This window comes from Brevibacterium sp. AGC70 (assembly GCF_057334195.1).
Genome location: NZ_JBHFIH010000002.1, coordinates 78371 through 105162 on the forward strand (window position 1 = coordinate 78371; position 26792 = coordinate 105162).

Sequence of the window (26792 nt, forward strand, 5' to 3'; positions counted from 1 at the left end):
ATGAAGCGACTGAGTGCAGCCGAAATAGCAACCGCCGTCTCCGGCGAGTTGTACGGCGTAGACCCCGAGACCAAATTGTCCGCCGGAGTGGTAACCGATTCGAGAGAAGTCGGACCCGGCGATATCTACGTTGCCCGCCGAGGTGAGTCCTTCGACGGCATCGAATTCGCAGCAGCGGCCGTGGAGGCAGGCGCAGCGCTGATCATCGGCGAATCCGTTCCCACCCTCGACGATGCGACCCTGCCCACCGTTCACGTCTCCGATGCCACGGAAGCGCTTGGCCAGCTGGCCAAGGCCAACATCGAGGCACTGCGCGAGGTTGGTGAGATCACGGTCATCGCGATCACCGGTTCTGTCGGCAAAACCACAGTGAAGGATCTCGCTGCCGACCTGCTCGCCGGCGAAGCCGAGACGGTGTGGCCGCCGAACTCCTACAACAACGAGGTCGGCGTGCCCTTGACTGCACTGCAGGCGGGGGAGACCACGCGGTTCCTGGTCCTGGAGATGGGTGCCCGTTCCATCGGCAACCTCGCCTACCTGACCAGCCTTGTCCGCCCCGACATCGCTGTCGAACTCGCGGTCGGCACCGCCCACTCGGGCGTCTTCGGTTCGATCGATAACACGGCCCGAGCCAAGGCCGAACTCGTGGAGTCGCTCACTGCAGGATCTGTCGCGATCCTCAACGCCGACGACTCACGAGTCGCCGGGATGCGTGAGGTCCTCTCACCTGAGGTTGAGACCTTGTGGTTCTCACAACGGGAATCGCTGCCCGAGTGGGTTGCCGATGAGGACTCCGTCGTCCGTGGAACAGGCGTCACGACAGACGCCTCAGGACACGCCGCTTTCGCGCTGAACCTGCCAGGAGAGGAGCCGCAGGACGTTCGTCTGGCTCTGATCGGTGAACATCACGTTGGCAATGCCCTTGCCTCGGCAGCCATCGCCCACGCCTGTGGGGTGGGCGTGAAGTCCATCGTGACCACGCTCTCAACCTCCTCGGCCGCGAGCCGCTGGCGCATGGAGCTCATCGACTCACCGTCGGGCGTGACCGTGCTCAACGACGCCTACAACGCGAACCCGGAATCCATGCGAGCCTCCTTGAAGACGCTGGCGTCGATGGGCCGCGGCGACGAAGACAGCCGACCACGTCGGACGTTCGCCGTCCTCGGCGAGATGCTGGAGCTCGGCGACGAATCCGTTTCTGCACACTCCGATATCGGCGAACTCGTCGTGCGACTCAACATCACCCGCACGATCGTCGTCGGTGACGGAGCGAAGCCCATCTTCAACGCAGCGAACCTCGAAGGTTCTTGGGGCAACGAAGCGGCTTGGGTCGCGACCGCTGCCGAAGCGAAGGACCTGCTGAGTGCGGAACTGGCACCCGGGGACATCGTCCTGTTCAAATCCTCCAGAGATGCCGGTCTGCGCTATCTCGGAGATGAAATCGCCGGTGTATCGGGGGCCCAATGATCGCAGTACTGCTCGCCGCCTGCCTGGCACTGATCCTGGCACTGGTCGGCACGCCGCTGTTCATCCGTGTTCTGGTCAAGCGAGGCTACGGCCAGTTCGTCCGTGATGACGGTCCGACCTCACACGCCACGAAACGTGGCACACCGACCATGGGCGGCGTCGTCATCATCGGTGCCGCCGTCCTGGCCTACCTGCTCGGACACCTGTTCACAGGATCCGTGCCCACTGCTTCCGGACTTCTCGTCCTCTGGCTGGCCGCAGGACTCGGCGTTGTCGGCTTCCTCGACGACTTCATCAAGATCAAGAAGCAGCGCTCCCTGGGTCTGCGACCGGTGCCCAAGCTCCTGGGCCAGGCCTTCGTCGGAATCTCCTTCGCCGTGTTGGCGCTGCAGTTCCCGAACTCCTTCGGTGAAACCCCGGCGTCGACGAAGGTGTCGTTCATTCGCGACACCAACCTCGACCTGGCATTCGGATCCGCAGTGCTCGGACTCATCCTGTTCGTCATCTGGGCCAACCTCATCGTCACCGCGGTATCGAATGCGGTGAACTTGACTGACGGCCTCGACGGACTGGCCGCCGGCGCCTCGGTCGTCGTCTTCGCCGCTTATGTCGTCATCGGGACATGGCAGTCGACGCAGAACTGCAATCTGATGACGGATGCCACGAACGCCTGTTACTACATGCGCGATCCACGTGACCTCGCAATGGTCGCCGGTGCCATGGCAGCGGCGTGTTTCGGCTTCCTATGGTTCAACACCTCACCCGCGAAGATCTTCATGGGCGACACCGGTTCCCTGGCCATCGGCGGCGCAATCGCCGGTCTCGCGATCATGTCGCGGACTGAGCTTCTGCTCGTCGTCCTCGGCGGACTCTTCGTCATCATCACACTCTCCGTGATCATCCAGGTCGTGTCGTTCAAGACCACCGGAAAACGCGTATTCCGAATGGCTCCGCTCCAACATCACTTCGAACTCAAGGGGTGGGCAGAGGTCACGATCGTGGTCCGGTTCTGGATCATCGCCGCACTCTTCGTCATCGCCGGAATCTGTCTCTTCTACGCCGAATGGGTGTCTCGCGTTGGCTGAGAATCCCCTTACCGATTATCCGAACGCCGAGGCGATCCCAGCCGCACTCGTGGGGCCGAGCTCGTCTTTGGACGGGTTGCGGATCCTCGTCACCGGTCTCGGTGTGACAGGGTTTCCCGCTGCTGTCCATCTCGGCGAACGCGGTGCCGATGTTATCGTCGTCGACGGCGATGATCAGGCAGACGTCAGCGAGAAGGCTCAGATCCTCGAGGTCTTCGACGTCGATATCCGGCGCGGAGAAGAGCACGTCTCCCGCCTGCCGGAGGAGCCGCTCGATCTGGTCGTGACTTCGCCTGGCTGGCGTCCCGACCACCCCTTGCTTCTGTCCGCCGCCGAGGCGGGTGTGCCCGTGATCGGTGAAGTCGAGTTGGCCTGGCGGATCCGTGGCACCAACGACGCCAAATGGCTGGCGATCACCGGCACCAACGGCAAAACGACGACCACGACGATGCTCGAATCCATGCTCCTGGCCGATGGTCGCAAGGCCAAGGCCTGCGGCAACATCGGTGCACCTCTTCTCGAAGCCGTGCTCGAGCCCGGACTCGAGGTGCTGGCGATCGAACTCTCGAGTTTTCAGCTTCACTGGCAGTATTCGCTGAGCGCCGATGCTGCCGCTGTGCTCAACATCGCCCCCGATCATCTGGACTGGCACGGCAGCGCCGATGCCTATGAGGCCGATAAGGCCAAGATCTATCACCAGGCCAAGACCGCGTGCATCTACAACGTCGCCGACGAGGTGACACTGCACATGGTCGAAGAAGCCGATGTCGTCGACGGTGCCAAAGCCATCGGCTTCACCACGGGCATCCCACGACCGGGGGAGGTGGGCGTCGTCGAGGATATGCTTGTCGATCGCGCTTTCATCCCGCAGCGATACTCCTCGGCCGCTGAACTCGCCTCCTTAGACGATGTCGCAGCGGCGGCTGGTGTTCCCGGCCGTGCGCCGGCAGACCACCAGGTGTCGAACGCACTCGCAGCCGCAGCCCTGGCACGGAGCATCGGGGTACCGGGTCAGGCGATCTCGGAGGGACTGAGGAACCACTCGCTTGGAGCCCACAGGATGGTCACCGTCGCGGAGAGCAACGGGATCACCTGGGTCGATGATTCGAAAGCGACGAACACCCACGCAGCCAATGCTTCGCTCGGCAGCTTCGATTCGATCGTCTGGATCGCCGGGGGACTGCCCAAAGGGGCGGACTTCACCTCACTTTTCGCCGATCACGGCCACAGGCTCCGAGCACTCGTGCTCATCGGAGCCGAAGACTCAGCCTTCCGGGATGCCATCGCGGCGACAGTTCCAGATCTCGACGTGATCAGAATCGAACCAGCTCTCGCCGTGGACTCGGGCGTACCCCGACGCCGGGGCGAAGCCGTGGTCGCTGCGGCAGTGGATGCAGCCGCAGACATCGCCCGCACAGGCGATACCGTACTGCTGGCTCCCGCGGCGGCCAGCATGGACCAATTCCTCAACTACAACACTCGGGGTGAACTCTTCACCCAGGCTGTCCACGCTCACCTGGGGAACTGACATGGGACGGCAGACAACCGCGAAATCTCAGTCACGCCGTCTCCGATCGACCAGGTCGGCCGAGCCAGCCGTGGGCCCTGCTGGGAATACGAATGCCGCAGCGAAGAAGACTGCAGCGAAGCCGAGCGCGAAGTCGCCGAACACCGCGACCGCGAAGAACACCGCGACCGCGAAGAACACCGCGACCGCGAAAGCGTCGTCTTCGAAGACCACAGCTGGCTCGAAGCGGACAGGGCCGAAGATGGCCACTGCTGCCGCAAAGGAGGCCAAACCGAAGAAGAACGTCGGCACGAGTTCGGCTCGCAACGGCGAACAGACGACGAGCGTGCGCAGCGCCAAGACGTCTCACCCTCGGAATCATCCTCGGGCAGGAGCTGTTCGGGCAATGCTGTCTTCGGTGCGCCGTGAGTTCGACCGAGTCTCTGCCTACCCGCTGACTACCTATTACCTGGTTCTGGTTTCAGTCCTCGCACTGACGTCCCTCGGACTCGTCATGGTCCTCTCAGCGTCCTCGATCACCTCTTACGATGGAGGGGAAGGATCATCCTTCGCCTACTTCAACAAGCAGGCCGGATTTGTAGCGGTGGGCATCGTCCTCATGGTCACGGCCACCTTCTTCCCCCTGCGCTGGTGGGAAAAACTCGCCTGGCCAGCCATGGGGCTCGGCATTCTCATGCAGGCTCTGGTCTTCCTGCCCGGTCTTGGAAAGTCCACGAAGGGCAATGCCAACTGGATCCAATTCGGTGGCATCCAGCTTCAGCCATCCGAATTCCTCAAGATCGCTCTGGCCGTGTGGCTTGGCTGTGTCCTGGCGAAGAAGGCCGGGAAGATGACGACCTTCGGCCACGCCATGATCCCCGTCGTCCCTGGCATCGCAGTCGCCGTCGGTCTCATAGTCGCCGGCAATGACCTGGGAACGGCCCTGATTCTGATGGTCATGGCGCTTGTCTGCCTGTTCATCGGATTCTTCCCCTGGAAATACTTTCTCTTGCTCTTCGGCTTCCTTGCGGCGATGACCACGTTCTTCGTGTTCAGTTCTCAGAACCGCCTCCAGCGAATCACTGCGTCCCTCACCGGACACGCAGACCAGACAGCTTCCGACATCACCGGCCAAGCCTGGCAGTCCAATCACGGTCTGTTCTCTCTGGCATCTGGAGGCTGGCTGGGCGTGGGTCTCGGTGCCAGCCGCGAGAAATGGTCCTGGCTGCCGGAAGCGCACAATGATTTCATCTTTGCCATCATCGGCGAAGAACTCGGCCTCCTCGGGTCATTGATCGTCATTGTCCTGTTTGCGACCCTGGCCTACGGATTGGTGAGAGTCATCATGCGTTCGAAATCAAGGTTCGTCCAAATCGCAACGGCAGGGCTGTTCGCGTGGATGATCGGCCAGGGGGCCGTCAACATCTTTGTGGTGACCGGGATGCTGCCGGTCATCGGAGTGCCGTTGCCGTTCGTGTCCTACGGCGGGTCGTCGATCATCGCATGTCTGCTGGCGATCGGGGTGGTTCTGTCTTTCGCCAGGACCGAAGACGGCGCCGCGGCAGCGATCAAGGCGCACAAGGATCGAGTCAGATCGTCGTTCGCCGTACTGGCCAGAAAGAGAAAGTAGTGAGATGACGAGCATTCTTCTTGCCGGTGGAGGCACCACCGGCCATATTTCGCCCATGTTGGCGATCGGCCGTGAGCTGCGTGAGGTGCATCCCGATTGGGACGTCTTCGCACTCGGCACCGCCGATGGCCTCGAAGCTGACATTGTTCCAAAGGCCGGCTTCGAGCTCCTCACCATCGACAAGGTACCCATGCCGCGTTCGATCAGTCCAGCCGCGTTGAAGTTCCCGAAACGTTTCGCCGCCAACATCTCGCACGTCAAGCAGATCATTGCCGAACGAGAAGTGAAAGCCGTCGTCGGAGTTGGCGGCTATGTCTGCCCACCCGCGTTCATTGCAGCCAGACAGGCGAAGATCCCTCTGTTCGTCCACGAGGCGAATGCGAAGCCCGGAATGGCGAACCGCCTCGGCGCCGCCCTGACGAAACAGGGCATGGTCGGAGTCACCTTCCCCGATACGAAGCTGCGCAATTCCGAACTGGTGGGCATGCCGATGCCGACCGAGATCTCCATGCTTGACCGCAGCGATTCCGTCCAGCGACAGGCGTGGCGAGAGGATCTCGGTCTGAACGACGACAAGCCCGTCCTCGTGGTCACCGGCGGATCCTCTGGGGCGCAGCGCATCAACGATGCCTTCCTTGCAGCGGCACCGATGTGCCAGGAGAACGGAGTGCAGGTCCTGCACATCACCGGTGCTGGCAAGGATGACGCTCTGCGGGAAGCAGCAGCTCAGCTGCCCGACTACCATGTCGTCGACTACGTCGATGGAATGCACAGGGCCTACGCGGTCGCGGACCTGCTTGTGGCACGTTCGGGCGCAGCGACCGTGTCCGAAGCCACCGTCGTCGGAGTTCCCGCGCTCTACGTCCCTCTTGCCATCGGCAACGGTGAACAGCGCCTCAACGCCGCCGGCAGCGTCAGGGCGGGCGCCTCACTGCTCGTCGACAATGCGGACTTCACCCCGTCAACCGTGACCGAACAGATCCTGCCCCTGGTGAGCGACCAAGCTCGCTTGGACGCCATGAGCAAGGCAGCCCTAGAACTGCACTATCCGACCACTGCCGCCAGCACCATGGCCACCATCGTCACTCGCGCTCTGAGAGGTTGAACATGAGCACAGCTGAAATCGTCCCGGCCACAGAGCTGGGAGCCGTCCACTTCATCGGAATCGGCGGTTCGGGCATGTCCGGGATCGCACGGATCATGGTCATGAACGGCGTCACCGTCTCCGGTTCCGATGCGAAGGAATCGGCGGTCGTCGACGTGCTGCGGACACTGGGTGCTAGAGTCGAGATCGGACACTCGGCGGACAACCTCGGCGAGGCAGATACCCTCGTCATCTCCTCAGCCATTCGCAAAGACAATCCCGAGCTCGTCGCAGCAGAAGACAGGGGCCTGCGGATTCTCCACCGCTCAGGTGCACTGGCATCCCTGATGGCCGACAAACGGGCTGTGGCGGTGGCCGGGACCCATGGCAAGACCACCACGACATCCATGACGACCGTGGCGCTGCAGGCCTGCGGGCTCGATCCCTCGTTCGTCATCGGGGGAGTGCTGTCCACGACAGGCACCAACGCCCATCTGGGCACAGGAGACGTCTTCGTCGCAGAAGCAGACGAATCCGACGGCTCGTTCCTGCTCTACGAACCCACGATCGGCATCCTCACCAACGTCGAAGCGGATCACCTGGACTACTACGGGACACCGGAGAAGGTACGGGAAGCGTTCGTCGAATTCTGTGCCGGCATCGGTGCCGACGGCGGCACCGTCATCGCCTGCGCCGATGACCCAGGTTCGCTCGAAGTCGGCGAGCAGGCACGGGCGCAGGGGACTTCCGTCATCCTCTACGGCGTCTCCGAAACCGCGGATATCCGCCTCCGCGAACTCCAATCAGGTCTGGTCTCCGAATTCGTTCTCGATGTTCCAGGACAAGCAGAGCCATTGCCAGTCGCGCTGAGGCAGCCGGGTACCCACAACGCACTCAACGCGACGGCGGCTATCGCCGTCGCCCACAGTCTCGGCGCCGATGTGGCCAAGGCAGCCAGCGGACTCGGAAACTACGGAGGCACCCGGCGACGTTTCGAAGAACGCGGAATCGCGGCCGGTGTCCGCGTCATCGACGACTACGCTCACCATCCGACTGAGCTGCGAGCGGTGCTCAGCGCAGCTCGCGGTGTCGTCACCGGAGAGGGCAGGGTGTGGGCGATCTTCCAACCGCATCTCTACTCGCGCACGATGGAGTTCCGGGCCGAGTTCGGCGAAGCCCTCGGGCTCGCCGACGAAGTCGTCGTCCTGGACGTCTTCCCCGCCAGGGAGGACCCGGTTCCGGGTGTCACCGGTGCGCTGATCGCCGATCGCGTCCCACACGAGAACGTGACCTTCGTCGAATCATTCAACGAAGCGGTACCGTACGTCGCAGCGCGTGTTCGCCCCGGCGACCTTGTGCTCACCCTCGGTGCCGGGGATGTGACGATCCTCGGTCCTGAGCTGCTCACCGCTCTGGAAGCCTGAACACCGTGGCGCCCCTTCCCGAACCGCGCACCGGTGACAACTCGACCGCGGACCTCACCGGGGTCATCCGTGCACGTAGGAACCAGGTCTGGCGCCAGCGTCTCGTGCTCATCGGGGCAGTCGCGGCGGTCCTCGTCATCGCAGCCGTGCTCTGGCTCTCGCCGCTGTTGGCCCTCGACAAGGTCAGCGTCAAAGGCAGCGAGCTGGTCGACCACGAACAGGTCTCGGAATCAGTGCTCGACACCGAGGGCGGCACACCGCTGCCACGGGTGAGCCCCGGCACGGTGGAGAAGAAGGTCCTCAAGGCGTTTCCCCGGGCCAAGCAGGCCTCGGTGCACTATTCGGGACCACGGAGCCTGAGCATCCAAATCACCGACAGGGACCCGGTTCTCGCGATCACAACGACAGGCGGATTCAAGCTCTTCGACGATGAAGCCGTCAATCTGGGCACCGTCAAGAAGGCGCCTAAGAGCGTGACCGTTCTCGAAGAGTCCGACGGCGCACCAGACCAGAAGACCGTGGCCGCAGTGATCCGCTTCATGGCAGAACTCCGACCACAGCTGCGCTCCGACCTGGCCTCGATCCACGCCAAGGACGAGAACAACCTTGCAGGGGTCATCGACACCGGAAATGCGAAGGCGAAAGTAGTCTTCGGCGACAGCACAAGCGCAAGCCTGAAGATGCGCACCGCCCTGCAGTTGGCCGCCGATGGCCGCACCGAAATCGACGTCTCTATCCCCTCGGTGCCCGTCACCAACTGAAAACCCGAGAAACCACGCGAGTTGACCGGCATTGCCGCCGACACACCGGGTCTGAAGTTTGGCCGATGTCCGACACTCCGGAGAGAATGGTTGCAGTGGTGTTGCCCCGGACAATAGCCTCAGGGCAAAGAAGACTTTTCGAATTTGCACGCAGATCATGCGTGGACGATGCGCCGAAAGAGGAACCGACTTGGCTGAATTCCCACAATCCGGAGCGGATATCAAAGTTGCCGGTACCGGCGGCGGCGGTGTCAACGCTGTTCAGAGGATGATCGACGTCGGACTGCGCGGCGTGGAGTTCATCGCGATCAACACCGATGCCCAGGCGCTCGTGCTCTCGGACGCCGATGTGAAGCTGGAGATCGGACGCGACCAGACGCGCGGACTCGGCGCCGGCGCTGATCCGGAGATCGGCCGCAAGGCCGCAGACTCCAGCGAAGAAGCCATCCGCGACGCGCTCGAGGGTGCCGACATGGTCTTCGTCACAGCCGGTGAGGGCGGAGGAACAGGCACAGGTGCGGCTCCGGTCGTCGCCCGTGTCGCACGTTCCCTGGGCGCACTGACGATCGGCGTCGTCACCCGCCCATTCACCTTCGAGGGACGCCGTCGTTCCGCGCAGGCCGAGGCCGGCATCGCCGCGCTTCGCGAAGAGGTCGACACCCTCATCGTCATCCCCAACGACCGACTGCTCTCCATCTCGGACCGCAGCGTCTCCGTCGTCGACGCATTCCGCTCGGCTGATGAAGTGCTGCGCTCGGGTGTCCAGGGCATCACCGATCTGATCTCCGTTCCCGGCCTGATCAACCTCGACTTCGCCGACGTGAAGTCCGTGATGCAGGACGCTGGCACGGCGCTCATGGGCATCGGAGCAGCCACCGGGGATGACCGTGCCGTTCAGGCGGCCGAGTCCGCCATCGCCTCACCTCTGCTCGAAGCCAGCATCGACGGCGCCCATGGCGTGCTGTTCTGCATCCAGGGCGGTGCCGACCTCGGCCTGTTCGAAGTCAACGAAGCAGCCCGACTGGTGCAGGAAGCCGCGCATCCCGAAGCCAACATCATCTTCGGTGCAGTCATCGATGACAACATCGGCGACGAATGCCGCGTCACCGTGATCGCCGCCGGCTTCGACAACACGGTGGCAGGCCAGGACTCGGCCCCAGCCGAGGCTGCTGTGCCTGCCTCGATTCCGATGGCGACGAGCCCGGCAGAAGTCGAACCAGCGCCAGCCGAACAGGCTGAACCGGCACCGGACGACGAGCCTGAACCTCGCAGCGACGAGCACAAGATTCCGGCGTCCCTGCCCAATGAGCGCAGCACCTCGAGCCTCGACAACGACCTCGATATCCCAGATTTCCTGAAGTAATAAGATGTTGCACTCGAGATTCGTCGTTCCCGGAAGGCTGAAGGCACATGTTGCGTTCACCGACCGGCACGGCGGCTACTCGAGAGGCGACCTGTCATCGTTCAACCTCGCCCGCCACGTCGGGGACGATGATGAGCTCGTCGCCGCCAACCGGGCCGCTCTGGCTCAGGTGCTCGGGCTGAGTGGCGAGCGGCTGAACTTCGTGTCCCAGGTTCATGGAACCGATGTGCACATCATCAATTCGCCGGAACAGCTGCGCGAGGATCCTGTGACAGCCGACGCTCAGGTCACGACCCGCGCCGGTATCGGACTGGCCATCATGGTCGCAGACTGCACTCCGATCATGCTTGCGGACACCGAGGTTGGTGTCATCGGCGCGATTCATGCCGGCCGGCCCGGAATGACATCAGGCGTCGTGCCGGAGACGATCACCCGAATGCAGGATCTGGGTGCCACGGACATCCACGCGATCATCGGACCATCAGTGTGCCCACGCTGCTACGAAGTTCCCGCCGCACTGCGGGACGAGGTCGCCGCAGTCGAACCTGTGGCCGCCTCCGTGTCTGTCACAGGAACCCCGGCGATCGACGTCGCGGGGGCGGCGGCTGAACAGCTGCGCCGTGCAGGTGTGAGCATTGACCATTTCTCACGAACCTGCACACGGGAATCTGAGGATCTGTTCTCCTACCGGAGACAGCACAGTACCGGCCGATTCGCAGGCGTGGTCTGGCTCCAGGAAGAAAACCCCACGACACACCCATGAGACTCACCCGCCGGGCTCGTCTGTTGAGATAGTTTGGCGGCAGGCGAGGAAGTGCCGAAGGCCGAGGAGTGGAAAAATGTCAGCAATCAAGAAGACGCTGGAATACCTGGGTTTCGTCGAAGAAGAGGACGAGCCCATCGAACGTCGGGACCGTGAGGTCATCGACACCTACGAAGAGCCCGTCGAAGACTATGTCGAGGACGAGGAACGGCCCCCTGCCCAAGTGACGCCGATCCATCCGACACCGATACGTCCAGTTGACTCTCCCGCGCCAGGAATCTCCATGAATCGCATCAAGACCATCCATCCCCGCAGCTATAACGACGCTATGGTGATCGGTGCCGCGTTCCGTGAGGGAACACCGGTGATCATGAACCTGTCCGAGATGGACGAGAACAACTCGAAGCGCCTCGTCGACTTCTCAGCTGGACTGATCTTCGGTCTGCACGGTTCCATCGAGCGCGTGACGAACAAGGTGTTTCTTCTCACGCCTGAGAACATCGAGGTCAGCGGAGAGAACGAGTCGGATCCGGACACTCAGGCGAGTTTCTTCAACCAGAGTTGAGCTGTTCGACCTCCGGTTGACGACGCTCTTATCTCATCCTCAGCTCCGACGTATAAGCTGTGGATCGACAGCTAAGCATCAAAGAAAGGCACGAGGAAACACGTGGCCATCATCTTCTACATCCTCGGCACGGCACTCAGTCTTTACGTCTATGTTCTCCTGGCACGGGTGGTCCTCGACCTCGTTCAGGTGTTCTCGCGCGAGTGGAAGCCCGCCGGCTTCTTCCTTGTGCTGGCGGAGATCGTGTACACATTGACCGATCCGCCGCTGCGTCTGCTGCGCAAGGTGATTCCACCCTTGCGGTTGGGACAGATCTCACTGGATCTGGGCTTCATCGTGCTGCTGATCGGAATTCAGATACTGGCATCGGTGCTGTTCAACTTCTCGAGGGTGACCGCCTGACATCAGCTGCTCGGACGACGCAAGGCGACGTGTTACCACTTCGTTACGTGAATGATGCACACGTCACTGTGAGAATCGTGAGATGGTGCCCAGTTCGCTGAACAGTTCCGAGTGTTGCTAGGCTCGATTATTACAACTTCGTCATATGAAAATTGCGACACGGCTTTTCTGCAGGACAAAACTGCAGGTGTTACGCTAATGTGACGTTGAAGCCGTCTTAATGGCGGCAGCGTAATGAATGTAGATCGACCAAAGGTGACCTCATGGCGCTCACGCCTGAAGACGTAGTAAACAAGCGGTTCCAGCATGTGAAGTTCCGCGACGGGTACGACCAGGATGAAGTCGACGATTTCCTCGATGAGGTTGTCGTAGAGATCCGCCGTCTCTACCAGGAGAACGACGAACTTCGTCAGAAGCTCTCCACTGCCGAACAGCGCGTCAAGGAACTCGACGCCGGCGGGGCATCTGCTGCGGCACCTGCTCAAGACATCGATGCCACTCAGGCTATGCATGCTGCGGTGCCGGCTCCCTCTTCGCGGAACAACGCCGATGCGCCGAAGCAGGGCCAGACTCCTGCGGCACCTGCTGTTCCGGAGAAAACCGAGCAGTCTTCGGCACCTGCAGTCCGGGAAGCATCGCCCGCTTCGCAGACCCCTCCTGCGAACCAATCAGCTCCAGCCGCCAACGGCGCTGCACCTGCAGCGGCAGGCACTGCCGCAGGGCTGGGCATCGGATCGAGCTTGGGCAACGGAGACGGCGACGCGCATGGCCTCATTGCGCTTGCTCAACGCGTCCACGACGAGCACGTGGCAGAGGGCGAACGCCGTCGCGACGAGCTCATCAGGAGTGCCGAGACCGAAGCCAAGGACATCGTCGGCAAGGCCGAGACCAAGCGCGACGAGACCCTGTCGACTCTGGAAACTCAGAAGTCGACTCTCGAGCGTTCGATCGACCAGCTGTCGAACTTCGAGCGTCAGTACCGTACGCGTCTGAAGAGCTACCTCAACGATCAGCTGCGCGACCTCGAGAACTCAACCAGTCTGGCACCGGAGACCCTGGACGGGAACTCCTTCGGTTCGTCGTCGAATCACAAACTCTGATTCGTCACAGCAGACACGCAAGGTCCGGGAACTCCAAGGAGATCCCGGGCCTTGTTCGTGCCCTTTTGAGTTGGACCAAAGCTTCAGAGCCGGCGCCCTCGTGCCCTCAGACAGTGAGTTAGAATGAGCCAAATGAACGACGATGCCACTGAGACGAGACCCCGGCGGCGCAGAATGCTCGGGACGTTGTTCGGCATAGCCGTTCTCGTCCTCGCGGTGGACCAGTTCACCAAACTCCTCGCAGTCACTTTCCTTGAAGGTCAGGAGCCGATCTCGGTCATCGGCACACTGGCGGGCTTCAACTTCTACCGGAACCCTGGTGCGGCGCTGGGCCTCGGCTCCGGAGTGACCTGGATCTTCCCCTTGATCGCGATCATTGTGTTCGCAGGCATCATCATGCTGTCGAGGAAGTTGGGTTCGGTGGCGTGGGCTATCGGACTGGGACTGCTCCTGGGCGGACTGTTCGGCAACCTCGTGGATCGGCTGTTTCGTCAGCCCGGCTTCCTCCACGGAGCCGTCGTCGATTTCATCGACCTATCGTTTTTCATCTGCAATGTCGCTGACATTGCGATATCCGCAGCGGCAGTCACCCTTGTGGTGGCAAGCCTCAAAGGCATTGAACTGGACGGATCGGACTCGAAGCACCCGAGCACGGTCGGAGAGGACACACATGGCTGAACGCTCGATCCTGGTACCCGAGGGCCTAGAGGGCCAGCGGGTGGACTCGGCGCTGTCGAAGCTGCTGGGGCTCTCCCGCACAGCAGCCGCCGACATCTGCGCAGAAGGGGGCGTGCAGCTATCCGGACAGATCGTGGCTAAATCAGACCGCGTCGAAGCCGGTGCACGCCTGGACATCATGATGCCCGAGCCTCCACGCCCTTTGGAGGTCGTGCCAGATCCGGTCCCGGGGATGAAGATCGTCCATGACGAGGATTCCTTCGTCGTCGTCGACAAACCCGTCGGCGTCGCGGCACACCCAGCGTTGGGGTGGAAGGGGCGCACCGTCGTCGGCGGGCTCGCGGCCGCCGGTTTCAGGATTGCCACTTCGGGTGCGCCAGAGCGGCAGGGGATCGTGCAGCGTCTCGACGTGGGCACCTCGGGCCTGATGGTCATCGCGAAGAGCGAGTACGCCTACAGCGTGCTCAAGCGCGCGTTCAAGGAACGAACCGTGGAGAAGACCTATCACGCGGTTGTCCAGGGACTGCCGGATCCGGTGCTCGGCACGATCGACGCACCCATCGCTCGCAACCCGCGACACGACGGCCTCTATGCCGTCCACAGCGGAGGCAAGAACGCGATCACCCACTATGAGGTCCTCGAAGCGCACCGTCGGGCCTCCCTGGTGGAGGTTCACCTCGAAACCGGACGCACCCACCAGATTCGAGTTCATTTCTCCGCCCTCAAGCGACCCTGCGTCGGTGATCTTCCCTACGGAGCCGATCCGGGCCTGGCCAAGGATCTGCGCCTGGAACGTCAGTGGCTGCATGCCGTCAAACTCGGATTCCATCACCCGGACTCGAACGAATGGGTCGAATTCGAGAGCGGATACCCCGATGACCTGCAGTATGCGATCGATCGCATCCGCACACCCTGAACGCAAGCCAGGTGAGTGCACCGAACACCGCATCATCTCCTCGCTGGCCGTTTCTGTTTCGGCCACCGAGGCGGTGGCGCAGGCACCGTCGGGCGAGTCTCGAATGATCTGATCTGCGGGTCCCGGATGGTCTAAGCTGGTGGTCGCAACACAGGTCATATCAGAGGGAAGGCTGCCAGTGCCGAAAGACGATTTCGTCCATCTTCACGTCCACACCGAATACTCCATGTTGGACGGAGCAGCCCGACTCACGGACCTGATGGCCGCGACGAAGGCCTCGGGAATGTCGGCCATCGCGACTACGGACCATGGCTACCTGTTCGGTGCCTTCGACTTCTGGTCGCAGGCGACCGCCGCCGGCATCAAACCCATCATCGGAGTCGAAGCCTATGTCACCCCGGGCACGGACCGGCGCGACAAGACGAGGGTGAAATGGCGCACGGATGAGTCGCAGAAGCGCGATGACCTCTCAGGCGGCGGTGCCTATACCCACATGACGCTGCTCTCCCGCAATAACACCGGCATGCGCAATCTGTTCAAGGCCTCGTCATTCGCCTCTCTCGATTCGGTGTTCAGCAAATGGCCGCGCATCGACCAGGAGCTGCTGGAAACCTATTCCGATGGGCTGCTCGCGACCACAGGCTGCCCTTCGGGGGAGATCCAGGTTCGGCTGCGACTGGGACAATACGAAGAGGCCAAGGCCGCGGCCGGCAAATACCGTGAGATGTTCGGCAAGGACAACTACTACGTCGAACTCATGGACCACGGCCTCTCCATCGAAAAGCGAGTGACCAAGGACCTGATCCGTCTGTCGAAGGAGATGGACATTCCGTTGGTCGCGACCAACGACCTGCACTACACCCATGAGTCTGACGCCAAGGCGCACGAGGCGCTGCTGGCCATTCAGTCAGGGTCGAAGCTCATCGAACCCACCTACGACCAGGGCGGTTCGCGCTTCGCCTTCTCCGGTTCCGGCTACTACCTCAAATCGGGTGCGGAGATGCGGGCGCTGTTCTCCGAGTTCCCCGAAGCCTGCGACAACACGCTTGAGATCGCCGAGAAATGCGAAGTCTCCTTCGACACCTCGGCGAACTACATGCCGAAGTTCCCCTGCCCGCCCGGAGAGGATGAGACATCCTGGCTGGTCAAAGAGGTGCAGACGGGGCTCGAATATCGGTACCCGGGAGGAATTCCCGACGATGTGCGCAAACAGGCAGACTACGAACTCGACGTCATCATCTCGATGGGCTTCCCCGGCTACTTCCTCGTCGTCGCCGACTTCATCAACTGGTCGAAGGACAACGGCATCCGGGTCGGGCCTGGACGTGGCTCAGGTGCCGGTTCCATGGTCGCCTACGCAATGCGCATCACCGATCTGGACCCGCTCAAACACGGACTGTTCTTCGAGCGGTTCCTCAATCCCGACCGTGTCTCCATGCCCGACTTCGACGTCGACTTCGATGATCGTCGCCGTGGCGAGGTCATCGAATATGTGACCAGAAAATACGGCGACGAACGTGTCGCGATGATCGTCACCTACGGCACGATCAAGACGAAGATGGCGCTCAAGGACTCCGCTCGAGTCCTCGGCAAGCCGTTCTCGATGGGGGAGCGCCTGACCAAGGCCCTGCCACCGGCCGAGATGGCCAAGGACATTCCGCTGGCCGATATCGAGAATACAGAATCCAAGCGCTACAACGAGGCGGGGGAATTCCGAGCATTCGTCGACTCGGACCCCGATGCACGTGAGACCTTTGAAACCGCTAAAGGCATCGAAGGGCTGAAACGGCAGTGGGGCGTCCACGCTGCCGGTGTCATCATGTCCTCGGATCCGATCATCGATGTCATTCCGATCATGCGCCGGTTCCAGGACGGCCAGGTCATCACGCAGTTCGACTACCCCACCTCTGAGGGTCTCGGACTGATCAAGATGGACTTCCTGGGGCTGCGAAACCTCACGATCATCTCCGACGCTGTGGAGAACATCAAGGCGAACCGTGATTACGATCTTGATCTGGAGCACCTGGATCTTGATGATCGCGGGGCCTACGATCTTCTCTCCCGTGGCGACACTCTCGGTGTGTTCCAGCTCGACGGCGGCGGACTGCGCGCCCTGCTGCGGCTGATGAAGCCGGACAACTTCGAAGACATCTCCGCGACGATTGCGCTCTACCGTCCTGGCCCGATGGGTGCCGACTCCCACACGAACTTCGCACTTCGCAAGAACGGGCTGCAGGAAGTCACACCGATCCACCCGGAGCTCGAAGAGCCGCTAGAGGACATCCTCGGCACCACCTACGGACTCATCATCTACCAGGAGCAGGTGATGGCGATCGCGCAGAAGGTCGCCGGATACTCGCTGGGTCAAGCAGACATCCTGCGTCGAGCGATGGGCAAGAAGAAGAAGTCCGAGCTGGATAAACAGCAGGTGGGCTTCTTCGGAGGGATGAAGGAACGCGGCTACTCCGAGCCGGCAGCGCAGGCTCTGTGGGACATTCTGCTGCCCTTCTCCGACTATGCGTTCAACAAGGCGCACTCGGCTGCCTACGGCCTCGTGTCCTACTGGACCGCGTTCCTCAAAGCCCACTACACGGCAGAGTACATGGCAGCCCTGCTCACCTCGGTGGGCGACAACAAGGACAAGCTCGCCATCTACCTCAACGAGTGCCGGCGGTTGGGCATCACCGTGCTGCCTCCGGACGTCAACGATTCGGCTCTGCACTTCACCCCAGTCGGTCAGGACATCCGCTTCGGCATGGGTGCAGTGCGCAACGTCGGTGCCAACGTCGTCGATGGCATCGTCGAGGCACGTGAAGAGAGGGGGGCATTCACCTCGTTCACGGACTTCCTCGACAAGGTGCCCAGCCATGTGTGCAACAAGCGCACGATCGAATCGCTCATCAAAGCAGGCGGCTTCGACTCGCTGGGGCAGACCCGGCGATCTCTCGTCGAAGTGCACGAAGAAGCAGTGGATTCGGTCATCGGCGTCAAACGGCAAGAGGCCAATGGGCAGTTCGACCTGTTCGCCGGCCTCGGCGGGGACGATGATGAACCGAGCTTCTCCGTTGCGATTCCCGATCGTCCCGAATGGGAGAAGAAGGAGAAGCTGGCCTTCGAACGCGACATGATCGGCCTCTATGTCTCCGACCACCCCCTCAACGGTCTTGAGGGAGTCCTCGCCGCTGAATCGGAGGCCTCCATCGCCGATGTGGTGGATCCGGAGACTCATCGCCACGACGGTTCCCAGGTGAAGATCTGTGGAATGATCACCCAGGTTGCGCGCAAGGTCTCGAAGAACTCGGGCAAACCGTATGCGATCGTGACCGTGGAGGACCTCGAAGCAGAGGTCGAGGTGATGTTCTTCGGCGACACCTACGAACCCGTTGCGAGCCTGCTGGCCACCGACCTCGTCATCAGCCTGACGGGACGCATCCGGCTCTCCGATGATCGACCGACCTCGATGATGGCGATGTCGATGACGATCCCTGACGTCACCGATCCGAAGGACCGGCCGCTCAACCTGATGCTGCCGATGGAGAAGGCGACGGAGGAGATGGCATCCAAGCTGCTCCGGGTCCTGGAATCACACAAGGGACAGACCGATGTGCACCTGGTCCTCTCGCAGCCGGGCAGACAGACGGTGATGCGGCTCGACCGCGCCATCCGCGTCGACCCGAATCCCAGCCTCTACGGTGACCTCAAGGCACTGTTGGGATCTCGTTGCCTGACCGCCTGAGGCATTGCCTGAGCGCCTGCAGCGGAGGCCGAGGCAAGCGGCGAAGGGACGGGGACTAGAATGGTGCGAGTGAACATTCTGGACTTCCGCGGTGAGAGACTGAGCAAGAGATTCCTCAAGCAGAGGCTGCCCCGTGCCGCCGATACACATGCCGATATCGAACGACGAGTGGCCGATCTGCTGAGCCGGGTGCAGGCCGAGGGCACTCGTGCCGTGAGGGAATTCACCGCGAGATTCGACTCCGTCGAACTCGAGGCTCTGCGTGTGCCCGTCTCCGCGCTGAAACGCGCCGAAGACGAACTGGACGCTTCCGTCAAAGCTGCCCTGGTCGAATCGATCTCTCGGGCAAGGAAGGTCGCTGACGACCAGCGCCCCACCGATGTCCGCACAGAGTTGGCCTCCGGTGCCCACGTCACCACACGGCACCTGCCGATCGAACGGGTCGGCCTCTATGTACCCGGCGGACTGGCCGTCTATCCATCCACCGTCGTGATGAACGTCGTGCCGGCTCAGGCAGCAGGGTCCGCCTCACTGGCCATCGCCAGTCCACCCCAGAGCAATGGGCTGCCTCACCCCACAGTGCTCGCCACAGCCCACATCCTCGGCGTCGATGAAGTCTGGGCCATGGGCGGTGCCCAGGCTATCGGTGCGCTTGCCTACGGCCTTGACGATGAGGAGCAGCTGGAACCTGTCGACCTCATCACGGGCCCGGGCAACGCCTACGTCGCCGCCGCGAAATCACTCATGCGAACGCATGTGGGCATCGACGCGGTCGCCGGACCCACCGAGATCATCATCCTCGCCGATGCGAGCGCAGATCCGGCGTTCGTCGCCGCCGACCTCATCAGCCAGGCCGAACACGACGAACTCGCTGCTTCGGTCCTTGTGACCGACTCGACCGAATTGGTTGAACGGGTGCAGGCCCAACTCGCAGCCCAGGTCCCCGCCGCGACCCACAAGGAGCGGATCGGCATCGCCCTGGCAGGGAAGCAGTCCGCTATCGTCCTCGTCGATGATCTGGACGCAGGAATCGATGTCGTCAACGGGTACGCCGGAGAGCACGTCGAGGTCCACACCGCGGACGCTCATTCGGTTGCCGCGCGGATCACCAACGGGGGAGCGGTGTTCGTCGGGGACTGGACACCGGTGTCGCTGGGAGACTACTGCGCAGGATCGAATCACGTCCTGCCCACGATGGGAACGGCAGCACACGGATCCGGACTGGGCGTGCACTCATTCATCAAGGTCAGCCAGGTCATCGACTATGACCGTTCGGCTCTGGCCGAGGTTGCCGACCACATCGAGGTGCTGGCAGGCAGCGAACAGCTCCCCGCTCACGGTCGAGCCGTCAGCATCAGGTTCGAGGAGTAGATATGCGTTGTCCGTTCTGTCGTGAATCAGATTCTCGAGTCGTCGATTCGCGCACCAGCGAAGACGGCGCCGCGATCCGTCGCAGGCGTCAGTGCCGCCATTGCGGGCGCCGCTTCACAACCATGGAAGCGACCAGCCTGTCGGTGATCAAGCGCTCCGGTGTGACAGAAGAGTTCTCCCGTCAGAAGATCATGTCTGGTGTGCGCAAAGCCTGTCAGGGGCGACCGGTCAACGATGACGATCTGGCGAAACTGGCACAGAAGGTCGAAGAGGACATTCGTTCCAAGGGGATTGCTGAGATCGACGCCGATGAGGTGGGGCTGAGCATTCTCGAGCCCCTGCGTGAGCTCGACCAGGTCGCGTACCTGCGGTTTGCCAGCGTCTACCAGGGCTTCGACTCCCTGGAAGACTTTGAGACGGCGATCGACTCACTGCGTGCGGATGCGGCTCTGAAATCGGGGGATGCCAGGCAGGCGACGCCCGAAGATTTCCACGACTGAGAAAATCACCCCATAAATCTGTGAGCGGAGTAGTCCAGCGCACCGATTCTTGTGTAACATTGACAGTGCGCGCTTCTGGCGCGCGGCCGCTTGCGGTTCGGAGGGGAAGCCGAACCGTTAAGCGGCCCTTTACTTTCTCCATGACGATGGCAACAGCCTGGTTGCAGGCCGACCATCGGCGCAGATTGAAACGCAGATTGAAACGCAGATTGAAACAGAGGGCGCATCGGAGATGACTCCGATGCGCCCTCTGTCTGCGTCCGGCAGGTGCCGGTAAACGCGTGAGATGCCGCGCTGAAATCAGTCGGCCATGAGCTCGCTCAGTTCGGTCGCTGCCGCAGCCAGGATCCGGAGTCGGTCCGTGGTTCGCGTCAGCGATACATAGAGCGCGCCGACCCCGTCCTCGTGACCGTCAGGGGCGATCAGCCCCGGTTCGACGATGACGACCGAATCGAATTCAAGTCCCTTCGCCTGCTGCGCCGTGATGACTGCGATCTGATGGTCGAGGCCGGTGACCGAGCGGCCGATGTCGAAGCCGGCGAGCACCTCGGCGACGGAATCGATGAGATCGGCAGGCGCGATCACGGCGATCTTCCCACCTTCCACGGATTCGACCTCATCAGTGACGGTGGGCACGAGGGCATTGACCGCGTCCTGCGTCGAAGCGAACGACTGCATGTGCGGGTCAGGGCCGCCCTGCCGGACGGATTCGACGAGTTCGAGCTGCGGGAAATGACGGTGCAGGTAGCGGTTGGCCAGGTCCATCACCGACTGGGGCGTCCGGTAGGACACGGTCAGCACCTGCAGTGCGTAACGGTCCCCGACGAACTCGGACAGGATGGAATTCCACGTCCGGGTGTTGTCCACGTGCGAGGACTGTGCCAGGTCGCCCACGACAGTCGCGGACTTCGACGGAACTCGCCGGAAGAGCACACGCCACTGCATTGGCGAAAGCTCCTGAGCCTCATCGACGACGAGGTGGCCGTAGGTCCATTCGCGATCATCGAGCGCCCGCTCTGCCAGAGTGACAGTCGGTCCCTCTTCCTCCCACCTGGCGGCAAGCGTCTCGGCATCGATGAGGGCAGAGGTGTCGGTCATATCGAGGACCGCCTCGGCGTACTCACGAGCGGACTCGTCGCGGGCAGCAGTCTGCTGCGGACTGCTGCCGAGCAGTTCCGCGAGTTCGTCGAGGAGAGGAACGTCCTCAACGGTGAGCTCGGCATTGGGCGGGCGAATCAGCGTCTGCTGATCTTCGGGCGAGAGCAGGTGGCTGGCAGCGGCCTGCAGCTTGTGCGGTTTCGACAGCAGGGCACGGAGCGCCGCAGCAGGACTGATCGGGAACCAGGCGAGGTTGAGAGCTCGGCGCACATCCACGCTCGAGCGCAGCTCGTCCATCAGCTCCGGCAGTCTCTCACCTGCACCGTCGAGGCCCATCTCCCTGGCCAGATCTTCTGCGAGTGTCTTGAGCAGACCTGAGACGAAGCCGGTCCGGGCGGCGTTGTGAGCATCCCCGCTGCGACGGGCTCGATCGCGAGCTCCGCGCACGTCGCGGCGGCGCAGCCAGATGGTGTGTGAGCCGACGCGCAGCTCTTCGTCCTGCTCGGGGATCCGTTCGTAGTTCGCGATGTGGTTCTTCAGCACCGCGGCCATCTCGGAGCGGCCCTTGATCACTGCCACATCCGTGTCATCGGTCAGCTCGGTCTCGAGACCTGGATAGAGCTGGCCCGGTGTCAGCAGAAGCGCACCGGTCTCGCCGAGGCTGGGCAGGACCTTCTCGATGTACTTGAGGAACACAGCGGAGGGGCCGACGAGCAGCACGCCCGACTTGGCGATCCGCTCACGGTGCCGATAGAGGAGGAAGGCCGCGCGGTGGAGTGCCACCGCCGTCTTTCCGGTTCCCGGCCCACCTTGAACCACGAGCACACCCTGGAGGGGTTGGCGGATGATGGCATCCTGTTCGGCCTGAATGGTCGCGACGATATCGCCCATTCGACCGGTCCGGTGATTCGTGAGTGCCGCGATCAGCGCACCCTCGCCCTGCAGATTCGATCGGTCGGCATCGTCGAGAGCCTCGATGTCGAGCACATCGTCCTCGAGGTCTGTGACCGTGCGGTTCTTCGTCACCAGGTGGCGGCGCCGCACGACTCCCGCCGGGTTGGCAGCAGTCGACTGGTAGAAGCGCTCCGAAGCCGGTGCGCGCCAATCGATGAGGATCTGCTGACGGTTGGCGTCGGTGAGCCCGATCCGTCCGATGTAGCTGGGCTCGGCGTCGGTTCTGAAATCGAGACGGCCGAAGCACAGCCCGTCTTCGGCGCTGTTGAGCCGGATCAGCTGGTCCTCATACAGGGTGGCGAACGCATCCCGTTCGCTCCGGTGCTGATGATTGCCGCCGACTTCGGAGATCCTCACCGTACCCAGCCGGGCAGTTGCCTCATCTCGTAATTCGTCGAGTCGTGCATAGAGCTCGTCAAGCTTGACCTGCTCGACGCGTATTTCTGAAGTCTCGGTCATCTCACCTTCCCAATCGGCATTCCATTATGCCGAACTTTTCTCACCGGGAGTAGTTGGAAGCAATGAATCATGCCAGGTGTGTTCCGTCACAGCCCCAGTCGCGACTTCAGCGCTTGCCCCGTCAGGAAAGTCGCCATTGTCGCCGCAGTGCGCAGACTCCTATCGAGCTCGTGCACGTGCAGCGGCGAATTGGAGGCGATGACGACCACGTTCCCACGTCTGCGTCCCTTGAGGATTCCGGGCTCGGCGGCGGCAGCGATATGGTCGAACGCAGAATTCAGCAGCTCCAGTTCTGCTCTGAGGACGCGGTGGTCACCAGCATCGGGGACGTTGGCGATATAGACACCCGAGTCCTTGAGGATGCGCGCACAGGTGGTGAAGAACACCGAGGTCTGCAGTGCAGGTGGCACCGAGTCATGATCGAAGGCATCACGGATGAGCACGTCAAGGGTGTCGGGACGGAACTTTTCGGCTTCGACCGCGCCGTCTCCGGCACGCAGAGCCAGACCAGGTGCGCGCGGCAGATCGAACCAGGTGCGTGAGTAGTCGAGGAGCAGGGGATCGATATCGATCGCTGTCTGCTTCGAACCGGGCCGCTGGGCATGAATGGCCCGGGCAAGTGCACATCCCGCAGCCCCGATGTGGACTGCTCGCAGCGGACCGGCCGCGAACTGGATATCGATGATCCGTGACATCCAATCCAGATATTCGAAGTCCAGCCGAGTCGGCTCGCTCAGAGTGATCGATGATGAAGGCACCCCGTTGACATGGAGGACATAGCTGTCGACCTCCCCGTCGACCTTCTCCAGGCGCGCGGTGCCGGTCGAGATTTCGACGACTTGTGAGCCAGGTGCTGTGTATATCCGTCGTTTTGCCACCCCTCACTTGTATGCCAGTTGAGCCGCGGTGGCAATTCTGTGCGACTTCGCTTGGGGAAATCGGCCCACACTCATGTGCGTTCGGGGTGTGGACGCCTCAAGCGTTTCCACATGTGCACAGCTCACTCTGGTCAACCTGGCAGGGCAGGAGCTGAAGTGTTGTCATGGAGACCACAGCGAAGACAGCAGAAGACATCATCGGAATCGTGCCCCACACTCTCGGCTACATTCCACGGGAGAGCCTCGTGGCCGTCATCGTGGGCACCGACGAACACGGCGCCCAGACATGTGCGACGACGCTTCGCGTCGACTTCGACCTGGAGACAGCGGCCCATCTCGTGGCCGAAGGTGGTCAGTGGTACAGCGATCTCATCGCTGGAGCGTGCACGGCGACAGGGGTGTTCCTCGTCCTCTACGACTCGGAGTACCAGAGCGGATTGCCAGTGGCGGCTCTGGCAGGAGCCAGCGGGCACAGCGACGAGTACCCACGCGTCCACCGAGACCTCATCCGGGCGGCGATCGATGAGATCGCGCTGTCGTTGGGGGACCGAGGCATCGATACGCTGAGCGCATGGTGGGTCAGTGAGGAGCGATTCGGCCGCATCGACGACGATGCTCAGATCAGCACGCTGCTCGAAGCCGCCTCGACCTCGGCGTGTGCAACGGAACTCGTCGCGGCGGGTTCCTCTCCTGCGGCGTCCCCGCGGGAACTCGTGGTCAGGCCCGTGTCGGCAGCAGAATTCACCGCCAGTCGCAACGGCCAACGCGACATCTGGCTGAGCATCGCCGAAGGCTTCGACGTCCTATCCATCCTCTACCCTCGCCTTGCTCGCCTGAGCGAGGTCGAGGACAGCATCGACCCGACTGCCCTCGCAGAGCTGATGACTCTGCAGACGACCATGGCCGTCGACGCGATCCTCAGCGAAAAATGGTCCCGGGACGCACTAGAAATGATCCTCAGCTTCGATCACCCGAATTTCGCACCAGCCGACATCGAGAAGTGCGGTCCCGGACAGCTGCACCTTCGCGCACAGAGATACGCGAGGTCCCCGCAAGCCGCACAGGAGATGGTGGGGCTTTCCCCACGCGCACCTCGCCCCTGTGATGTTCAGTTGGGCATTGAGTTCCTCAAAGCCTATATACCCTTGGGACATCCCGACGTTCGGGCCACCGCATATGCTGTGATCGCATGGTTCGAATGGTCGTTGGGAGGCTCGACCATGGCAGAGCACTACGCCCAGGCAGGGCTCGAACTCGATGCTGACCATGCGATGGCCACCCTGATCCTGAACGCAGTGGAACAGGGGTATCTCCCACGGTGGCTGATGTCAGCACGCCGAGGCCCCGGATGAGTCCGACGATACGGTGGCGGCTCTCACGAAGAGCTTGGCGCAGGGCCCCGAACCCCCGTCCGGGGCCCAATTCGCAAAGCCGGGAATATCGTGCGAAAATTGGGTGTTGACCCTGTCATAGCATCATGGGCGAACTCTGTGTTCCCCACGGGCCAGATATCTGGACCTCTTGACATGGGTCTTAGTAATGTCCTGGTGCATTCGAGAAGTTTCAACGCTCGCGAAAGGTGAACACGTGCCGAGAGTCGACAAGGAATCCACGACGGTGACGGAAGAGTCGGAGGGAACGGCCGCCAACACTTCCACCGTTGGATCCAAGACCACTGCGGCGTCGAAGGGAGCCAAGACGACGAAGACATCGGCTTCAGCGACCGCAGCGGAGACCGGGACCAAGCAGACCACCGCGGCCCGAAAGACCACGACCGCCAAAGTCGCTGCGACGAAATCGACCGCAGCTAAGGTGGCGAAGACCGCCGCCGCTAAGAAGACGGTGACGAAGCCCACCAAGGCCGCGGGGGCGAAGAAGAAGTCCGACGACGTGCTTGAGGCGGGCGAGGCAGCCGAGCCGGCAACTGATGCTCTCGGCACTGAGCAGAGCCCAGCTGAGGCGACCGAGACGAAGAACTCCGAAGAGAAGGAGAAGAACGCCGCTGTCACAGAGGCCGGCGGCTTCATCGTCTCCGACGCCGACGAAGAAGATGCACCTGCACAGCAGGTCGTCTCTGCGGGCGCGACCGCGGACCCGGTCAAGGACTACCTCAAGCAGATCGGCAAGGTCGCACTGCTCAACGCGGCCGAAGAGGTCGATCTGGCCAAGCGCATCGAAGCCGGAATGTACGCCGAGCACCTGCTCGATGCCGGTGGCATCACCGAACCCCGTGAGTCCATGGACTACAAGTGGATCATCCACGATGGTCGCATTGCGAAGAACCACCTCCTCGAGGCCAACCTGCGTCTCGTCGTCTCATTGGCCAAGCGTTACACCGGCCGTGGAATGCTCTTCCTCGACCTGATTCAGGAGGGCAACCTGGGCCTCATCCGTGCAGTCGAGAAGTTCGACTACACGAAGGGGTTCAAGTTCTCGACCTACGCCACGTGGTGGATCCGTCAGGCCATCACCCGTGCCATGGCCGATCAGGCTCGCACCATTCGCATTCCCGTGCACATGGTCGAGGTCATCAACAAGCTTGCGCGTGTCCAGCGTCAGATGCTGCAGGACCTCGGACGCGAACCGAGCCCGGAAGAGCTCGCCAAGGAACTCGACATGACGCCTGAGCGTGTCGTCGAGGTTCAGAAGTACGGCCGCGAGCCCATCTCTCTGCACACGCCGCTGGGCGAAGACGGCGACTCGGAGTTCGGTGACCTCATCGAGGACTCCGAAGCAGTCGTGCCGTCTGACTCGGTCAGCTTCACCCTGCTGCAGGAACAGCTGCACTCGGTTCTCGACACCTTGTCCGAACGCGAAGCCGGTGTCGTGTCGATGCGCTTCGGCCTCAACGACGGTCAACCGAAGACACTGGATGAGATCGGCAAGGTCTACGGAGTCACGCGTGAGCGTATCCGCCAGATAGAGTCGAAGACGATGGCGAAGCTGCGGCACCCCTCGCGCTCCCAGGTTCTGCGGGACTACCTCGACTGACACAGCTGTCTCCTGCCATGGCTGCGGCCTCACGGCATGAGCTCGGTGACGACGATCGCC

The 26792-nt window shown here is 62.2% G+C and carries 22 protein-coding genes; 19 read left to right on the forward strand and 3 right to left on the reverse strand.

Features of this window, described 5'->3' with window-relative positions; all coding sequences use genetic code 11:
- From ACE03M_RS02735 to murD, 3 genes are read left to right on the forward strand one after another with little or no spacing between them, the layout of a single operon-like run.
- Positions 1-1467 (forward strand): UDP-N-acetylmuramoyl-tripeptide--D-alanyl-D-alanine ligase, encoded by a 1467-nt coding sequence (locus tag ACE03M_RS02735; RefSeq protein ID WP_143923785.1) that lies wholly within the window; start codon positions 1-3, stop codon positions 1465-1467.
- A complete protein-coding gene (mraY, locus tag ACE03M_RS02740) occupies positions 1464-2552 on the forward strand; it encodes a phospho-N-acetylmuramoyl-pentapeptide-transferase (protein WP_143923784.1) in 1089 nt (362 codons plus the stop codon). Before ACE03M_RS02735 ends, mraY begins: the two co-directional genes overlap by 4 nt.
- Positions 2545-4080: a UDP-N-acetylmuramoyl-L-alanine--D-glutamate ligase gene (murD, locus tag ACE03M_RS02745; protein WP_143923783.1), complete on the forward strand. Its 1536-nt coding sequence runs from the start codon at positions 2545-2547 to the stop codon at positions 4078-4080. The genes mraY and murD overlap by 8 nt, the downstream gene beginning before the upstream one ends.
- A 27-nt stretch (positions 4081-4107) precedes the next feature.
- On the opposite strand, the gene ACE03M_RS02750 is transcribed toward murD, so the two are convergent.
- Positions 4108-4419 (reverse strand): hypothetical protein, encoded by a 312-nt coding sequence (locus ACE03M_RS02750; RefSeq protein WP_485932691.1) that lies wholly within the window; start codon positions 4417-4419, stop codon positions 4108-4110.
- 46 nt (positions 4420-4465) lie between these two features.
- Here ACE03M_RS02750 and ftsW point away from each other — a divergent pair, with 46 nt between their 5' ends.
- From ftsW to nrdR, 14 genes are all read left to right on the forward strand, one after another.
- Complete coding sequence (ftsW, locus tag ACE03M_RS02755) at positions 4466-5689, forward strand: putative lipid II flippase FtsW (RefSeq protein ID WP_260848229.1); 1224 nt, start codon at positions 4466-4468, stop codon at positions 5687-5689.
- Positions 5690-5693: 4 nt separating this feature from the next.
- On the forward strand, positions 5694-6794 hold the full coding sequence (locus ACE03M_RS02760) for a UDP-N-acetylglucosamine--N-acetylmuramyl-(pentapeptide) pyrophosphoryl-undecaprenol N-acetylglucosamine transferase (protein ID WP_485932692.1): 1101 nt from the start codon (positions 5694-5696) through the stop codon (positions 6792-6794).
- Positions 6795-6796: 2 nt separating this feature from the next.
- Positions 6797-8197, forward strand: coding sequence for a UDP-N-acetylmuramate--L-alanine ligase (gene murC, locus ACE03M_RS02765; RefSeq protein WP_485932693.1), 1401 nt, complete (start codon positions 6797-6799; stop codon positions 8195-8197).
- Positions 8198-8202: 5 nt separating this feature from the next.
- Positions 8203-8958, forward strand: a complete 756-nt coding sequence (locus ACE03M_RS02770; protein ID WP_485932694.1) for a cell division protein FtsQ/DivIB — start codon at positions 8203-8205, stop codon at positions 8956-8958.
- A gap of 190 nt (positions 8959-9148) precedes the next feature.
- On the forward strand, positions 9149-10321 hold the full coding sequence (ftsZ, locus tag ACE03M_RS02775; protein ID WP_186293178.1) for a cell division protein FtsZ: 1173 nt from the start codon (positions 9149-9151) through the stop codon (positions 10319-10321).
- A gap of 4 nt (positions 10322-10325) precedes the next feature.
- On the forward strand, positions 10326-11084 hold the full coding sequence (pgeF, locus tag ACE03M_RS02780; protein WP_485932695.1) for a peptidoglycan editing factor PgeF: 759 nt from the start codon (positions 10326-10328) through the stop codon (positions 11082-11084).
- 76 nt (positions 11085-11160) lie between these two features.
- Positions 11161-11649, forward strand: a complete 489-nt coding sequence (locus tag ACE03M_RS02785; protein ID WP_143923776.1) for a cell division protein SepF — start codon at positions 11161-11163, stop codon at positions 11647-11649.
- Positions 11650-11751: 102 nt separating this feature from the next.
- Complete coding sequence (locus ACE03M_RS02790; RefSeq protein WP_143923775.1) at positions 11752-12051, forward strand: YggT family protein; 300 nt, start codon at positions 11752-11754, stop codon at positions 12049-12051.
- 263 nt (positions 12052-12314) lie between these two features.
- Positions 12315-13151 (forward strand): DivIVA domain-containing protein, encoded by an 837-nt coding sequence (locus tag ACE03M_RS02795; protein ID WP_485932696.1) that lies wholly within the window; start codon positions 12315-12317, stop codon positions 13149-13151.
- Between the two features lie 132 nt (positions 13152-13283).
- Entirely contained in the window at positions 13284-13829 is a 546-nt protein-coding gene (locus tag ACE03M_RS02800) for a signal peptidase II (RefSeq protein WP_143923773.1), read from the forward strand.
- Positions 13822-14745: an RluA family pseudouridine synthase gene (locus tag ACE03M_RS02805; protein WP_143923772.1), complete on the forward strand. Its 924-nt coding sequence runs from the start codon at positions 13822-13824 to the stop codon at positions 14743-14745. The genes ACE03M_RS02800 and ACE03M_RS02805 overlap by 8 nt, the downstream gene beginning before the upstream one ends.
- A 226-nt stretch (positions 14746-14971) precedes the next feature.
- Complete coding sequence (gene dnaE / locus ACE03M_RS02810; protein ID WP_485932718.1) at positions 14972-18481, forward strand: DNA polymerase III subunit alpha; 3510 nt, start codon at positions 14972-14974, stop codon at positions 18479-18481.
- A gap of 60 nt (positions 18482-18541) precedes the next feature.
- Positions 18542-19852 (forward strand): histidinol dehydrogenase, encoded by a 1311-nt coding sequence (gene hisD, locus ACE03M_RS02815; protein ID WP_143923770.1) that lies wholly within the window; start codon positions 18542-18544, stop codon positions 19850-19852.
- A gap of 2 nt (positions 19853-19854) precedes the next feature.
- On the forward strand, positions 19855-20352 hold the full coding sequence (gene nrdR, locus ACE03M_RS02820) for a transcriptional regulator NrdR (protein WP_143923769.1): 498 nt from the start codon (positions 19855-19857) through the stop codon (positions 20350-20352).
- Between the two features lie 300 nt (positions 20353-20652).
- Here the strand turns inward: nrdR and ACE03M_RS02825 are convergent, their stop codons facing one another.
- Both ACE03M_RS02825 and ACE03M_RS02830 read right to left on the reverse strand, forming a co-directional pair.
- Positions 20653-22863 carry a HelD family protein gene (locus ACE03M_RS02825; protein ID WP_143923768.1) on the reverse strand — a complete coding sequence of 737 codons (2211 nt, stop codon included), beginning with the start codon at positions 22861-22863 and terminating at the stop codon, positions 20653-20655.
- A gap of 86 nt (positions 22864-22949) precedes the next feature.
- Positions 22950-23741 carry a spermidine synthase gene (locus ACE03M_RS02830; RefSeq protein WP_485932697.1) on the reverse strand — a complete coding sequence of 264 codons (792 nt, stop codon included), beginning with the start codon at positions 23739-23741 and terminating at the stop codon, positions 22950-22952.
- Between the two features lie 164 nt (positions 23742-23905).
- Here ACE03M_RS02830 and ACE03M_RS02835 point away from each other — a divergent pair, with 164 nt between their 5' ends.
- Positions 23906-25093: a DUF4192 family protein gene (locus ACE03M_RS02835; protein ID WP_485932698.1), complete on the forward strand. Its 1188-nt coding sequence runs from the start codon at positions 23906-23908 to the stop codon at positions 25091-25093.
- A 187-nt stretch (positions 25094-25280) separates the two neighbouring features.
- Positions 25281-26732 (forward strand): RNA polymerase sigma factor, encoded by a 1452-nt coding sequence (locus tag ACE03M_RS02840; RefSeq protein ID WP_485932699.1) that lies wholly within the window; start codon positions 25281-25283, stop codon positions 26730-26732.
- Positions 26733-26792: the final 60 nt, after the last annotated feature.

Bases quoted from the DNA above. Each gene is read 5' to 3' on its own strand.
- ACE03M_RS02835 (WP_485932698.1), top strand. From the start codon at position 23,906: ATGGAGACCACAGCGAAGACAGCAGAAGACATCATCGGAATCGTGCCC.
- ftsW (WP_260848229.1), top strand. From the start codon at position 4,466: ATGCTGTCTTCGGTGCGCCGTGAGTTCGACCGAGTCTCTGCCTACCCG.
- dnaE (WP_485932718.1), top strand. From the start codon at position 14,972: ATGTTGGACGGAGCAGCCCGACTCACGGACCTGATGGCCGCGACGAAG.
- ACE03M_RS02805 (WP_143923772.1), top strand. From the start codon at position 13,822: ATGGCTGAACGCTCGATCCTGGTACCCGAGGGCCTAGAGGGCCAGCGG.
- hisD (WP_143923770.1), top strand. From the start codon at position 18,542: ATGGTGCGAGTGAACATTCTGGACTTCCGCGGTGAGAGACTGAGCAAG.
- ACE03M_RS02785 (WP_143923776.1), top strand. From the start codon at position 11,161: ATGTCAGCAATCAAGAAGACGCTGGAATACCTGGGTTTCGTCGAAGAA.
- ACE03M_RS02795 (WP_485932696.1), top strand. From the start codon at position 12,315: ATGGCGCTCACGCCTGAAGACGTAGTAAACAAGCGGTTCCAGCATGTG.
- murC (WP_485932693.1), top strand. From the start codon at position 6,797: ATGAGCACAGCTGAAATCGTCCCGGCCACAGAGCTGGGAGCCGTCCAC.
- ACE03M_RS02840 (WP_485932699.1), top strand. From the start codon at position 25,281: ATGTCCTGGTGCATTCGAGAAGTTTCAACGCTCGCGAAAGGTGAACAC.
- mraY (WP_143923784.1), top strand. From the start codon at position 1,464: ATGATCGCAGTACTGCTCGCCGCCTGCCTGGCACTGATCCTGGCACTG.
- pgeF (WP_485932695.1), top strand. From the start codon at position 10,326: ATGTTGCACTCGAGATTCGTCGTTCCCGGAAGGCTGAAGGCACATGTT.
- nrdR (WP_143923769.1), top strand. From the start codon at position 19,855: ATGCGTTGTCCGTTCTGTCGTGAATCAGATTCTCGAGTCGTCGATTCG.
- ACE03M_RS02800 (WP_143923773.1), top strand. From the start codon at position 13,284: ATGAACGACGATGCCACTGAGACGAGACCCCGGCGGCGCAGAATGCTC.
- ACE03M_RS02760 (WP_485932692.1), top strand. From the start codon at position 5,694: ATGACGAGCATTCTTCTTGCCGGTGGAGGCACCACCGGCCATATTTCG.
- ACE03M_RS02825 (WP_143923768.1), bottom strand. From the start codon at position 22,863: ATGACCGAGACTTCAGAAATACGCGTCGAGCAGGTCAAGCTTGACGAG.
- ACE03M_RS02735 (WP_143923785.1), top strand. From the start codon at position 1: ATGAAGCGACTGAGTGCAGCCGAAATAGCAACCGCCGTCTCCGGCGAG.